Origin of the sequence: Pseudomonas sp. GM49 (assembly GCF_000282355.1) — a bacterium.
Lineage (GTDB): Bacteria > Pseudomonadota > Gammaproteobacteria > Pseudomonadales > Pseudomonadaceae > Aquipseudomonas.
In genome coordinates this window covers 1-12,660 of the sequence record NZ_AKJL01000103.1, presented here as the reverse complement: position 1 = coordinate 12,660, position 12,660 = coordinate 1, and the positions used below count along the sequence as shown (strand labels likewise).

General features: G+C 61.2%; 12 protein-coding genes and 1 pseudogene. 3 read left to right on the top strand and 10 right to left on the bottom strand.

Annotated features, from left to right (window positions below; translation table 11 throughout):
* Both PMI29_RS18870 and PMI29_RS18875 read left to right on the top strand, forming a co-directional pair.
* A pseudogene (locus tag PMI29_RS18870) lies at positions 1 to 348 on the top strand (helix-turn-helix domain-containing protein); the annotation flags it as partial.
* Positions 349 to 383: 35 nt separating this feature from the next.
* Positions 384 to 1,016, top strand: a complete 633-nt coding sequence (locus PMI29_RS18875; RefSeq protein ID WP_007996620.1) for a Vgb family protein — start codon at positions 384 to 386, stop codon at positions 1,014 to 1,016.
* A gap of 117 nt (positions 1,017 to 1,133) precedes the next feature.
* Here the strand turns inward: PMI29_RS18875 and PMI29_RS18880 are convergent, their stop codons facing one another.
* From PMI29_RS18880 to PMI29_RS18915, 8 genes are all read right to left on the bottom strand, one after another.
* Positions 1,134 to 1,535 (bottom strand): GFA family protein, encoded by a 402-nt coding sequence (locus PMI29_RS18880; RefSeq protein WP_007996619.1) that lies wholly within the window; start codon positions 1,533 to 1,535, stop codon positions 1,134 to 1,136.
* Positions 1,536 to 1,919: 384 nt separating this feature from the next.
* Positions 1,920 to 2,780, bottom strand: a complete 861-nt coding sequence (locus PMI29_RS18885; RefSeq protein ID WP_007996618.1) for a CAP domain-containing protein — start codon at positions 2,778 to 2,780, stop codon at positions 1,920 to 1,922.
* A 294-nt stretch (positions 2,781 to 3,074) separates the two neighbouring features.
* Complete coding sequence (locus PMI29_RS18890) at positions 3,075 to 3,449, bottom strand: RidA family protein (RefSeq protein WP_007996616.1); 375 nt, start codon at positions 3,447 to 3,449, stop codon at positions 3,075 to 3,077.
* A gap of 29 nt (positions 3,450 to 3,478) precedes the next feature.
* Positions 3,479 to 4,201: a DUF3726 domain-containing protein gene (locus PMI29_RS18895; protein WP_007996615.1), complete on the bottom strand. Its 723-nt coding sequence runs from the start codon at positions 4,199 to 4,201 to the stop codon at positions 3,479 to 3,481.
* 1 nt (position 4,202) lies between these two features.
* Positions 4,203 to 5,918: a hypothetical protein gene (locus tag PMI29_RS18900; protein WP_007996613.1), complete on the bottom strand. Its 1,716-nt coding sequence runs from the start codon at positions 5,916 to 5,918 to the stop codon at positions 4,203 to 4,205.
* Positions 5,919 to 5,941: 23 nt separating this feature from the next.
* A complete protein-coding gene (locus tag PMI29_RS18905; RefSeq protein ID WP_007996611.1) occupies positions 5,942 to 7,495 on the bottom strand; it encodes a BCCT family transporter in 1,554 nt (517 codons plus the stop codon).
* Positions 7,496 to 7,601: 106 nt separating this feature from the next.
* Positions 7,602 to 8,588 carry a dipeptidase gene (locus tag PMI29_RS18910; RefSeq protein WP_007996609.1) on the bottom strand — a complete coding sequence of 329 codons (987 nt, stop codon included), beginning with the start codon at positions 8,586 to 8,588 and terminating at the stop codon, positions 7,602 to 7,604.
* Between the two features lie 13 nt (positions 8,589 to 8,601).
* Positions 8,602 to 10,044, bottom strand: coding sequence for an aldehyde dehydrogenase family protein (locus tag PMI29_RS18915; protein WP_007996607.1), 1,443 nt, complete (start codon positions 10,042 to 10,044; stop codon positions 8,602 to 8,604).
* A 91-nt stretch (positions 10,045 to 10,135) separates the two neighbouring features.
* On the opposite strand from PMI29_RS18915, the gene PMI29_RS18920 reads away from it, so the two are divergent.
* A complete protein-coding gene (locus tag PMI29_RS18920; protein WP_007996606.1) occupies positions 10,136 to 11,023 on the top strand; it encodes a LysR family transcriptional regulator in 888 nt (295 codons plus the stop codon).
* Positions 11,024 to 11,025: 2 nt separating this feature from the next.
* Here PMI29_RS18920 and PMI29_RS18925 read toward each other — a convergent pair whose 3' ends face one another.
* Both PMI29_RS18925 and PMI29_RS18930 read right to left on the bottom strand, forming a co-directional pair.
* Positions 11,026 to 11,664: a helix-turn-helix transcriptional regulator gene (locus PMI29_RS18925; RefSeq protein ID WP_007996604.1), complete on the bottom strand. Its 639-nt coding sequence runs from the start codon at positions 11,662 to 11,664 to the stop codon at positions 11,026 to 11,028.
* Positions 11,665 to 11,683: 19 nt separating this feature from the next.
* The gene (locus PMI29_RS18930; protein WP_033052231.1) at positions 11,684 to 12,316 is read right to left on the bottom strand and encodes a hypothetical protein; all 633 of its coding nucleotides are present in this window, start codon (positions 12,314 to 12,316) and stop codon (positions 11,684 to 11,686) included.
* Positions 12,317 to 12,660 lie beyond the last annotated feature (344 nt).

The window sequence follows — 12,660 nt, the reverse complement described above, 5'->3', positions numbered from 1 at the left end:
GGCAGGCTGCGTAAAGCACTCGAGCCGTTGGCCGGCGTCATCGCGACGGCACGCGGTTATGCCCTGCAAACGCCGGTGTGTACGCAGGTGGTGACACTGGCGCAACCGGTCGAGGAAAAATTTGCCGCGGTATTTGCCTGCCTTGCCGATGGCGAGACGTGGTCGAGTTCCGCCCTGGCACTGGCGCTGGGTACCAGCCAGCGCACAGTGCAACGGGCGCTCGATACGCTGGCGGCGCAGGGCAAGGTGCAGTGGTTTGGCCGTGGTCGCGCGCGGCGCTGGATGACACCGCCCGTGCCGGGATTCGCGACGACCTTGTTACTCCCGGCACCGCTGCCGGGTGGCTAGGATGAACGCCACCAACCCACATCGAGGAATGCCAGATGAAACACTCAACTGCTGAAATCATTCGTGAATATGGCCCGTTTGCCGATGTCGACCATGTGTGCGGCGTCACCTGGGACGGCGAAAAGGTCTGGTTCGCGAGCAACAGCAAAATCAACGCCCTGGATCCGGAAAGCGGCAAGGTGCTGAGCTCGATCGATGTCGCTGCCCATGCCGGCACCGCGTTCGATGGAGAACATCTGTTCCAGATCGCCGAAGACCGCATCGACAAAATCGACCCCCGCACCGGCCGCATCCTCTCGACGATCCCCGCCCCCGGCGCAGGCACCGATTCGGGCCTTACCTGGGCCGAAGGAACGTTGTGGGTGGGCCAGTACCGCGAACGCAAGATTCACCAGATCGACCCCGAGACCGGCAAGATCCTGCGCACCATCGAATCCAACCGTTTCGTCACCGGCGTGACCTGGGTGCAAGGTTCGCTGTGGCATGGCACCTGGGAGGGCGACGAGAGTGAGTTACGTCGCATCGACTCGCAAACCGGTGAAGTACTGGAGAGCCTCAAGATGCCGGAAGGCGTCGGCGTGTCGGGGCTGGAGTCCGATGGCGGCGAGCGGTTGTTCTGCAGTGGCGGCGATAGCGGCAAGGTGAGGGTGGTGCGTCGGCCTGCATGACGCACGGATTGCCGGGTGTAACCTGTGTGGGAGTGAGCCTGCTCGCGATAGCGGTGGGTCAGCCGATATCAATGTTGAATGTGCTGGCCTCATCGCGAGTACGCTCGCTCCCACGACTCAGACGGTTTGTGGATGCTGATCGTTGATCTCGTACCAATCCGCTTTCGAGCCGACACAAACATGTTTTTGCTTGCGTGTTCGTAGCGGCGTATCCAGCGAGCCGAGGGCAATCGAAACCCACTCGGAAAACGCGCCTGTCGAGTCAGTCCAGAACAGCGAAGATCCGCAGCGGGAACAGAACTGCCGCGTGACACCTTTGGACGATTCAAACGCCTGCAACGAATCTGTGCCGGTCATGATCGACAGCGCCGAGGCGGGTGCGCTCGCGTAGGTCGCAAACGCAGCCCCATGGCTCTTTCGGCATTGGCTGCAATGGCAATGGGTGACGGCTTTCAGCTCGGTCGACAAGCCATATTTGATGGCGCCGCAGAGGCAACTGCCTTGGTGAAATTCATCCATGTAATGTCATCTCCTTGTCGATAGTATTTTTGTTTCCTGCCGTGTTTTCTGCTGGTCGAAATCGGTCTAAAAGCCCGGTTGGCAACTGTGCCTGTTTTGCTATCCTCAACCTTGTAGGTGAAGACGCAGACTGATGCGCAAAAGGATAGCAAGGAGACGTGGGGCGCGTTCCGAAGGGTACACGGTTAGAAAGATCCCCGCGCTGGGATCCAGCCCTTATGCCGTGTGAAGCAGAAGAGTTCCATTACAGTTTCACGACTCTTTTGTGGGAGGCCTGATAAACCTTGTAAGCCGGAGACCAGCACCGGCCACCTACTTACATTCATCCACGAGCCCGCCCAGTGCGGGCTTTTTAATGCCCGCAAAGTCGGTCTGGCCAGTGGTTCAGGGCGCGCCAAACAGCATCGTCCAGTAAACACCGTTGTCGCTGCGCGCGTTGGCGGCGTACGCGGCACCGACCTGGGTGAACATCGGGTTCATCAGGTTGGCGCAGTGCCCGGGGCTGGCGAGCCAGCCGGCCATGGCCTTGCTCGGTGAACCTTGCCCGGCGGCGATGTTTTCACCGATCTGCCGGCCACGGTAACCAGCGGCCCTGGCGCGGTCGTAGGGCATGTCGCCGTCGGGGTCCTGGTGGGCGAAATAGTTGCCATAGGCCATGGCCTTGCTATGGCCCTGGGCTGCGGCGCCGAGGGAGGCGTTCCAGGTCAGCGGCCGCGCGGCGGCGAAACGCTGGCGACCACACAGGCGCGGTTTTGCCCGGGCCGCGTTGACCTGCGCCAGCAACGCCTGGCCGGCGCTGCGTGGATCGCCGGTTTGCCCGTCGAGCACCGGCCGCGCCAGCACCACTTGCCACTCACTCCCGGCGCGGCTGACGCCGATGTCGGCGTATTGGTTGTCGAGCAGTGCGGCGCAATGCTCGTCCTGGAACATATCAAAGGCCTCTTCGGCATCCCGCGCACCCACCACACGGATCGACCGCACCATTGTGGCCTGATAGCCGGAAGCCTTTAACCGGTCCCGCAACCCACCGCCATAGCCAACGGGCAGGGCCAGGTTCGATTTGAGCGTCAGGGGTGATAAGCGTTGCGTCGGCCGCCGGTCGCAGCGTTGCGGATGAGCACGATAGTCGTTGATGGCGTCCACCAGTTGCCGTTGCCCATCGGCGTGGGCGGGGCTGGCAAAAACGGGGAGCAGGGAAAACAGGCACAGCGAAGAAAAGCGCAAGGCAACGACAGTTTGGCGCATGGACGGACAACTCGGATGAGATGACGACGATAGGAGGGGAAAAATGCTCGGGTATGACTGGCGTCTTGGGACAAGGTTCACGGCGGACGTGAACCTGTTTATTGTCGGAACCAAATGTCCGACGAAGGGTATTGAAAACCGGCCGGCAACGCGGACCTCTGTAGGAGCGAGCTAGCTCGCGATGGACTCAAACGCAACGCGTTGAATCAGGAAGCGCGCGTTATCGTTAGCTCCCATCGTCGGATCGCCGCCCGGAGCAAGCTCGCTCCTACAGAAGCCGTGGGTCGGGCCGGATCAGTCCATGCAGGCGTACACCACCAGTTCCACCAGCATTTCTTCCCGGGCCAGCCCTGCCACCACCATGGCGGCGCGGTTAGGGTAGGGCGCCTGGAAGTATTCGGCGTAGACCGCATTCACGGTTGCCAGGTAGCTGCGGTCGGTCACGTAGATCAGCACTTGAGTGACCGCGTCCAGCGAGCTGCCGGCGGCTTGCAGGGTGTGGCGCAGGTTGTCCAGGGTCTGCCGGGTTTGCGCTTCGATGCCGCCGTTCACCACCTGGCCCTGGCGGTCGATGGGGATTTGCGCGGTGTACAGCGTGCCGTTGCCGACAACCGCCCATTCCAATGGCGCACGCGAGGCAAAGAGGTCGGTCTTGATTGCCTGTTTCATTGATGCTTCCTGATGCGGGTTTGAGGGTTTTACCGGGCGTCGCTGCCTTCGCCGGCTCCACGGCGACGGGACTCTTCGGTGCTTTCCACCAGCACCCGTTCACCCAGTTTCTTCAACTGGGCCCAGATTTCATCATTGACCTGAAGCCCGCCCGCGGGTGTCGGTTGACTGTGTTCAAACGTCGGGGCCGCGTCTTCGGCACTAAGGCGTGGCAGCAGCGCGAAGTGCCGGGAAATCAGCACGTTGATGCTTTGCTCGTCGTCCTGCGCTGGTTGCGGCAGGTCATACACTCGCAAGGCCGGGCTGGTGTGGCCGGCGCTGAAGGTGGCCACCAGTTCTTGCCGGGCATCGCGCCAGTACACACAAAAATTCAGACCTTGTCCGGCACAGCGCGCCAGGTAGCCCAGCAGCAGAATGCGGTTGTGACAATGGCGGACGCGGATCAGCGCACTGCCACCGCGCAAGGCCTTGCTCACCCCCAGTTCGATGGCCAGGGCGGCACAGCGCAACACGCTCTGGCCATGGGCATCGAGTGTCAGTTGCGTGGCATCTTCGTAGCAGGTTTCGATGGGGCGATCGACTTCATCGTGAAGGAAGTCCAACGCCTTTTTCAGCGCACCGATACCATCGAGCCCTTGCTGTTGCAGCCTGGCGATCATCTCGGCGGCGTCGTCGCAATCACCGGGTGCAAAACCGATGCCTTCGAAGGCCTTGCGGCAGATCACCTGGATTTCATTGAGCGATACACGCATTTCAGAGTGCTCCGGCAGCGTTGGTCAGTTCAGGCATGACGGCAAAATTCCAGTCGTCGGGGAACGGCTGGCCGATCTCGCTGACCAGCGGTGCTCCCTGAAACAAGGTGATGCGCACCCAACGGCTGGACTTGGGATCGAACTTGCCGGCGCCGAAGAACGCCAGTTTGCAGCGCAGCAAGTGGATCGGCAGCATGCTGCGGTCCATCAGGTTGGCGCGGATCTCCCCGAAGGCGCAGCGGGCCATGCCTTGCAGGCGGCAGACAGTGCCTTTGAACTGCGGCAGTGCCAGTAGAAAGTGTGCGGTCAATTGCCGTGGGTGTTGCTCGCGGTAGGCAAGCAGGGCGCGATGACAACGTTGAATGTTGTGCGCAATCCCCAACTGCATTTCTTTCTCGGCACCTGGCTCCATGGCCCGTTCACCCAGGCGTGGTTCTTCCTTTTCCGCCGAGCGATACCAGAAAAAGTGGTTGGCCTCGGCACCGCTCAAGTCGTACTCGAACGCCCAGCGGTACTCTGTCTCGATGAGGTCGCACAGCTCATCCAGCGGCATCCCGGCGTTCAGGCGAAACCCCTCGTTGACCGACATCTGCTCCGCCAGCGGATCGACCTGTTCGGGGTACAACTCCAGCAGCAGGCTGACCAGCAGCTCCTGGCAACCCGCGCCGACATTCACTTCGGCCCAGGCTTGCAGCCGCGACCACAAACCCGCGTTGACGGACTGGCCCGTGAACCACTCGGCCAGTTGTTCGAGATCGACCAGCGTCTGCTGGTCGATACCGCTTTGCCGTTGGTCCTCGGTGCTGGTTTGCTGCAAGTGCTGACGGGCCCGTTGCAGCAACGCCTGAAAGCGCTGGGTATGAGGCAAGTCGGCCGCTTGCGCCACCACTTGTGCCAGTGCGGTCTCCCTGGCCCACACCCATTGGTTGACCAATTGCGGGTGATTGATCAGGAACGGCGCCATGCCCAACCCCGTGGAATTGCCGACCCCAAGGTAACGCTGCAGGGCGGGATCCAGACCCACTGCCCGCTGTGGGTTGCGCGCCCGGGCCATGTGCTCGATCTGCTCGATGCTGAAATGCCGCAACAGGTACACGGTAAACATTTGTGCGCTGAACGGTTGTGTGAAGTCCGCAGTGCCTTGCAGGCAACTGAAGTCGGCGATGCCGAACTTGCCGTTGCCGTACACTGCGGTGGTGCGATACAGGTAGCCGACCTCAGCCAGTTGCCGTGGGTCTGGCTGACAGCCTTCGGCCAGCGCTTCAAGGAATCGCTCGAAGTTGCGCAGGCTGCGGTTGGCCCGTGACAGCACCAGCACTCGCGAATCAAAACGTCCGGCTTCCTGTAGCGGCACATTGCGTCGCAGGTCGGCCAATTGCTGTACGTCGACATCACCGGCAAGCAGGACAAAACTGACGTCCCATTGATCGGCAATTACCCGGTCGCTGCGTTTTTCCGGAGGCAGGTACATCGAGAAAATCACGCAGTGATAGTGAGCGCTGGCGGTGTCGATGCGGTAGATCGCCGTCCCGAAGCCCTCAGCGTCCAGATCGAAGCAAGTGCGCTGGATGCGCCACTGCTCGTTCATCATCCGCCGCATGCTGCTGCGCACGAAACTCAAGCGGCTCTGAAAGTGGCTGCCCAGCCGCTCCAGGTCCATGACCCGGGCGGCGGGCCGCAAGGCCGAAGAGGTGTCTGTGTCGGTGTGCGACATCATTGCGATTCCTGAACTGTTCATCATCAGACTGCCTGTTCGCGAGCCATCTGCCGGGCGATGCGCAGTGCATCCCAGAGCGACGGCAGAATCAGCAGTGAAACCGGTACGGCGGTGATTACGATAAAGGATTGCAGCGCCGTGACCCCACCCGAACCAATGGTGATCAACACCACGGCGGCCAGGCCCATGCCGATGGCCCAGAAGGCACGCAGCCATTGTTTCGGCTTGTCATTGCTGGACATGGCCATCGCCACGGTGAACGCCATTGCATCGCCGTTGGTGGCCACGGAAATGAAGCTCAGGAACAGGAACAGCGCCGAGATCAGGCCACCCAGGGGCAGGTTCTGGGTGACGCCCAGCAGCAGGTCTTCGGGCTGCGCGCCGTGGGCAGTGACGATGCCCGGCGTCTGCAGCTCCATGCCGATGCCGGCGCCACCGACCACGGTGAACCAGAACATGGTCACCAGCGGGGCGATGATCGACAGGGTCATGATCACTTCGCGGATGGTCCGGCCACGGGAAATCTTCGCCACATACAGGGCAACCATTGGCGCGTAGCCAATGAACCAGCCCCAGTAGAACACCGTCCACCAGTCGAGCCATTTCGGATCGGCGCGGAACAGGGTCATTGGAATGAACTGTTCAAGGTGCAAGGCAAACGCGGTGGGAAAGCCGCCGAGAATGAACGCGGTGGGCCCGAGCAGCACCATGAACACCGCCAGGCCAATCATCAGCCAGACGTTGATCTCACTGACGAATCGGATGCCTTTGAGCCCAACCAGGCAGGACGTGGTGTACATCACCGTGACCAGCACGATGGTGATGGATTGCACCACCAGGTCATTGGGAATGCCCCAGACCGAGTGCAACGCGCTGCTGATCTGCAGGCCGAGGAAACCGATCGGGCCGATGGTGCCGGCGACGACGGCGATGATCGAGGTGGCGTCTGCCAGGGTGCCGATCGGTCCCTTGAGCGCGCGTTCGCCGAACAAGGGATAGAGCAAGGTGCGCGGTGCCAGTGGCAAGCCTTTGTCGTAATGCAAATGCATCAGCACGATGGCCAGCAGGCTGCCCAGCACTGCCCAGGCCAGGAAGCCCCAGTGCACGAACGATTGCGCGAGCGCAGCGTGTGCGGCGGCTTCGGTGTACGGTTGCACCCCGGCGAACAACGGTGGTGGGCTGGCGAAGTGCATCATCGGTTCCGCTGCCGCCCAGAAGGCACCGCCGCCGGCGAGCAGGGCGCACATGATCACGGCGATCCAGTTGAAGGTGCTGGAGTCGGGCCGCTGATCAACGCCGCCCAGTCTGACGCGCCCGCACTTGCTGAAGCAGATGATCAGGCTCATGGCAAAGGTCGCGAGCATCAGGATCTGCCAGTACAACCCGAAGAACTTCGTCGACCAGGCGAACAGCGTGTTCACCAGCAGCGACACGCCATCGATGTCGACCAGTGCCGCGATCAGGAAGGCGCCGAGGAAGCCGCCACTAATGAGGAACAGCGGCCAGTCGATGTCTTTTTTCTGCGGTGCAAGGTCCAGTGGCTGGACGTCGGCTTGCAGGGTGTCGGATGTTTTCATGATGCCTCCAAAATACGCGCCTGGGGCTGTGCATCGCCGGTCGGGGAGATGAACGGGAGGCTATTGTTGTTATTTTTCATGCTGTCCTCACGGTGTCGATCAAGAGTCAGTTTTGCGCCGTCGTAGCGTTTTCCAGCAGGCGCAGCCAGTTGAGTCCCATGATGTTGCGTACCTCGTCCTCGGCGAAGCCACGGTCGCGCAGGCCCTGGGCGATCACCGGGAAATCCCGGCTGTCGCGGAACCATTGCAGCGGTGCCGGCCAGTTGGCGTTGTCCTTTGATCCTTCGCCGTAATCCTTGTCTTTGCTCCAGCGCCCGTTGCGCATCCATTCGAGCACTTGCAGGGGTTGTTGCTGGCACAGGTCGGTGCCGATGCCGATGTGTTCGACGCCCATCAATTCCGCGGTGCTGGCGACCATGTCGCAGAAGGATTCCAGGGTGCAGCCCGACGCACCCTTGAGGTGGAACGGGTAAGTGCTGAAGCCCAGCAGGCCACCGGACTCGGCGATACCGCGCAACACCGCGTTGGATTTGTTGCGCTTGGCCGCGTGGAAGCTCGACGGGTTGGCGTGGGAGACGATCACCGGCCGGCTCGACAGCTCGATGGCTTCCAGGGTGCTGCGCTCGGCGCTGTGGGACATGTCGATCAGCATGCCGACGCGGTTCATCTCGCGAATCACCTGGCGGCCGAAACGGCTGATGCCATTGTCTTCGGTCTCGTAGCAACCGCTGGCCAGCAGGCTCTGGTTGTTGTAGGTGAGCTGCATGATCAGCACACCGAGCTGGCGGAAAACCTCCACCAGGCTGATGTCGTCTTCAATCGGCGAGCAGTTCTGGAAGCCGAAGAAAATCCCGACGCGGCCTTCCTGATGCGCCAGACGAATGTCCGAAGCCTCGCGTACCGGACGAATCAGCTGCGGCCAGGTTTCGAAGCGGCGGTTCCACTCGCCGATTCGCGACAGGGTTTCCCGGGCGTTCTCGTGGTAGGCGATGGTGGCGTGTACCGCGCTCAGGCCACCTTCCTGCATCTGGCGAAAGATCTCTTCGTTCCAGTGGGAATATTGCAGGCCGTCGATCATCAATAAGTCGTGCATGCTGATCTCCCGTTCAAGGTCGCACGTAGGTGGTCTTGACCACCGTGTAGAACTCGCGGGCGTATTGCCCTTGCTCGCGTGGCCCGAAGCTGGAGGCTTTGCGGCCGCCGAACGGCACGTGGTAATCGGTGCCAGCGGTGGGCAGATTGACCATGACGCAACCGGTGCGGGCCCGGCGCTTGAAGTCGCTGGCATGACGCAGCGACTGGGTGATGATTCCGGCGGTGAGGCCGTATTCGGTGTCGTTCAACACGGCGAGGGCTTCTTCGTAATCGTTGACCCGGATCACACAGGCAATCGGCCCGAAGACTTCCTCGCGGTTGATGCGCATGTTGTTGTGACTGTTGATGAACAGGGCGGGGCGCATGTAGTGCCCGGCCGGTTGCAGGTTCAGCAATTCGCCGCCCTCGACCAGGGTCGCGCCTTCGTCTTCGGCCAGTTGCAGGTAATGGAGGTTCTGTTCCAGTTGCCGGGCTTCGGCCACCGGGCCGATCTGCACTCCTTGTCCGAGGGCATGGCCGACTTTCAACTGACGCATGCGCGCCACCAGTGCTTCGACGAAACGGTCATGGATGCCGTCGCAGACGATCAATCGCGAAGAGGCCGTGCACTTTTGCCCGGTGCCGAAGAAGGCGCCGTTCAACGCGCATTCCACGGCAATGTCGAGGTCGGCGTCATCGAGCACCACCAAGGCGTTCTTGCTGCCCATTTCCAGTTGGCAACGCACCAGATTGCTGGCGGTGGCGACCGCGACGCGGCGACCGGTTTGCAGGGAACCGGTGAAGGTCAACGCGTCGATGTCGGCGGACTGGATCAGGCTTTCGCCGACCACAGCGCCGCTGCCCATGACCAGGTTGAAGGTGCCGGCGGGCAAGGTCTGACGGCTGATGATTTCAGTCAGGGCCCAGGCGCTGGCCGGCACCAGGTTGGCCGGTTTGAACACGACTGCGTTGCCGAAGGCCAGGGCCGGTGCAATCTTCCACGCGGCGGTGGCCATGGGGAAATTCCATGGCGTTATGATGCCGACTACGCCCACCGGTTCACGCTGGACTTCGATCTCGATGCCGGGACGTACCGAGGCGGCTGTCTCGCCCATCTGACGCAGCACTTCAGCGGCGTAGTAGTGAAAGAACTGCGCGGAGCGATTGACCTCGCCGATGCCCTCGGCCAGCGGCTTGCCTTCTTCCCGGGAGAGCAGTTCGCCGAGCTCTTCCTTGCGCGCCATCAACTCGTTGCCGATGGCCATCAACACGTGCTGGCGCTGTTCCAGGCCACTGAGGGCCCATTGTGGCTGGGCGTCGCGGGCGGCGGCGATGGCATCCAGCGTCTGTTCGGTGCTGGCCTGATGGTAATGGCCAATGAGGTCTTGTACATCCGAAGGGCTGTGGTTGGCGATGACACCTTGGCCTTCGCACCAGTTACCGCCGATGTAGTTTTTGCAGGGTTGCAGTGCCATGGGAACCTCCGATTGCGTTGGCTCCATCTTGAGAGTATTAGTCTGCAAATAAAAATTAATAATAAATATGAAACGATAAGGAAAACTAACCGTGCTGCCCGAGCTGAAGATTACCCAACTGCGCTATTTCGTCCTGGTTGCCCAGTTGAAAAGCTTTCACGGCGCGGCGAAGCAGGCATATCGCACGCAACCGGCACTGTCCCTGGCCGTGCGCGAGCTGGAGCAGAAGCTCGGCCAGCCGCTGTTCGAAAAGGGTGGCAAAACCGAACTGACGCCATTCGGTGAGCACTGCTTGCCGCTGTTCCAGGATTTGCTCGCGCATCACGACCGCATCGCCCGCGAAGTCAGCTTGCTGGCGCGGCATGAAATCGGTCAGGTGAGCATCGCTACGGTGCCTTCGGTGGCCAGTCGGTTGTTGCCGCATCTGCTCGCACGGTTTGTCAGCGAGCACCCGAAAATGCAGATCAGCATGCAGGATGGCAACGCCGACAGTGTCCAGCAGTTGTTGGTCCAGGGGCAGGTGGACTTTGCGATCAGCAGCGTGTGGACTGCGGACGAAAACATTGAGTTCGTGCCGATCCTGAGTGATCGGGTGGGAGTGGTCTGCCGCCACGATCATCCATTGGTGGCGAACGGCGAGGCCTTGCATTGGTCGAGCCTGCAAGCCTACCCGCTGGTGCGCAATGGCACCTCGCGCTTGCTCGCAGGCACGGACGCGGCGGGGTTGCTGGACAGCAGTCTGCTGTTCGTCTCCAACATGATTTCGCTGATCGCGATGCTGGAAGAGGGCATCGGTATCACGACGCTGCCGTCCCTGGCGTTCCCGCAGGGCAATGAGAAACTGGCGTTCCTGCCGCTTTCTGAACCACGGGTGGAACGCCAGATCGGCATCCTGTGCCGTAAGGGGCACAGCCTGTCGCCGGCGGCAGCCGAGTTGATGGGGTTTCTCAAAGCGAACATGCAGATGGTCGATCTTTAGGGTCAGTCTCCGAGTGGCGGCTCCGGGCTTTCTGTCGGTCGCAGCCTGAAGCGACAGACATGCCCGCCGCGCACCATGCATTCGCTGTGCTCGACTTCACCGCCGCCCAGTGTGCCGATCAAGGCCAGGTCCAGTTCGCAGACCACCGGGTGCTCGGCGGCCAGGCGATGGAACACGCAGTTATGGGCGACGATTTCCGGGGTGCCGCCTGAGCGAAAAAACACCTCGGCTTCGTAGCCCGTCTGGTTCATGTGCTGCACGATCCTGGCTTCATCCACGACCTGTTGTTCCAGGTCAGAAGCCAGCTTGCGGCCCATGCTGCGCATCAGCGAGGCCAGGGCTTCGGGGCCGATGATGGCGGCGACTTCATCAATCAATATGCTGGCCAGTAGCTGATAGTGGCGAGGGAACTGCTCCCGCGCGTGATCGGTGAGCCGATACAGCTGCTCCGGACGACGGCCCGTCGGACGGGTGTCGCCGCGCAGCACCAGACCGTCACGCTCCAGCGCCGCCAGATGTTGGCGGATCGCCGTGCGCGTGACGGCCAGATGTTCAGCCAACTCGTCAATGCTCATGCCGCCCCCATGGTGCAGCAGTGCATTAAGCAGGTCCTGCTGTGTTCGGCCCAGTCCTTCCAGCATGGTGTGCCCTCGCGCGGTATCAGAACTTGTCCGGGAATTGCTTGACTAGCGCGCCGGTCAACGCGTCGGCCAACGCCAGGATGTGCGTGCGCATCATCGCCCAGGTGCGGGCTTCGTCGGTGTAATCGTGCGCGGCAAACTCATCGATCTGGGCAATGTGGTGACCGCCATGGGCTGACAACATGTTGACCAGTGTGGCTTCAGGCAGATTGGGGTTGGCGGTGGCCAGGAAAGCCGCAATCGCCTTGGCATTGCTGGTCAATTCGGTGACCGCAGCCTGCTTGCCTTTCGCGTCTTTCGCGACGGTGGCGTCACTGTAGTGTTTCACCGCGCCCCAATGACCGGCAAGCAGCTTGAGCAATTGATCCGCCGCCGGTTGGCCGTAGAGCGGGGCGATGCTGTTGGCAATCTTGGTGGCGTTATCGACCACCTGATAGGCCGCGACCTTGGCTTGTTTCTGATCGCCGGACTGGTTGGCCAGCGAATAGTCGCGGATCCAAAAAATATGCTCGACCCATAGATCCCGCAGCGCCAGGCGCGTGGTCACTGCAGGCGAGTCGGCATCCGTGGACGCGGGCGATGGAGCGGCGTTACTCCAGGCTGGAAGGGCAAGTAAGGCGAGGAGCAGGTAGATTGCGATTTTATTGTTCATCATTGCACCCGTGAATTGGACAAATAAAAACAAAGCATCAAATCGGTTAACTGAGCCGAACAGCGATGAGGCAGCACACACCGAGCTATTAACGACAAGTTTGTCGCTCGAGTGAAACTGGTTTGGCATAATTCAGCTTTTAATGAACCGAGTTCAGTTTCTAATGAATCTCGACGTTCATGACGGCACCCTCTGAAAGTGGGAACGTTCGACAATATCAATATAGGCATAAAAATATGTTTTTATTGGGTGGAGGCGAATTCTCGGATGAACGGCCATAGCCTGTCGCCGAAAGTGAGTTGGCTGTTTGTGGCGAGGGGGCTTGTCGGCCGCCGCACCGCCCC

Coding starts and splice junctions, on each gene's coding strand:
- PMI29_RS18910 (WP_007996609.1), bottom strand. CDS start 8,588: ATGCACGACTTATTGATGATCGACGGCCTGCAATATTCCCACTGGAAC.
- PMI29_RS18900 (WP_007996613.1), bottom strand. CDS start 5,918: ATGATGTCGCACACCGACACAGACACCTCTTCGGCCTTGCGGCCCGCC.
- PMI29_RS18880 (WP_007996619.1), bottom strand. CDS start 1,535: ATGGATGAATTTCACCAAGGCAGTTGCCTCTGCGGCGCCATCAAATAT.
- PMI29_RS18875 (WP_007996620.1), top strand. CDS start 384: ATGAAACACTCAACTGCTGAAATCATTCGTGAATATGGCCCGTTTGCC.
- PMI29_RS18925 (WP_007996604.1), bottom strand. CDS start 11,664: ATGCTGGAAGGACTGGGCCGAACACAGCAGGACCTGCTTAATGCACTG.
- PMI29_RS18905 (WP_007996611.1), bottom strand. CDS start 7,495: ATGAAAACATCCGACACCCTGCAAGCCGACGTCCAGCCACTGGACCTT.
- PMI29_RS18895 (WP_007996615.1), bottom strand. CDS start 4,201: ATGCGTGTATCGCTCAATGAAATCCAGGTGATCTGCCGCAAGGCCTTC.
- PMI29_RS18890 (WP_007996616.1), bottom strand. CDS start 3,449: ATGAAACAGGCAATCAAGACCGACCTCTTTGCCTCGCGTGCGCCATTG.
- PMI29_RS18885 (WP_007996618.1), bottom strand. CDS start 2,780: ATGCGCCAAACTGTCGTTGCCTTGCGCTTTTCTTCGCTGTGCCTGTTT.
- PMI29_RS18915 (WP_007996607.1), bottom strand. CDS start 10,044: ATGGCACTGCAACCCTGCAAAAACTACATCGGCGGTAACTGGTGCGAA.
- PMI29_RS18930 (WP_033052231.1), bottom strand. CDS start 12,316: ATGAACAATAAAATCGCAATCTACCTGCTCCTCGCCTTACTTGCCCTT.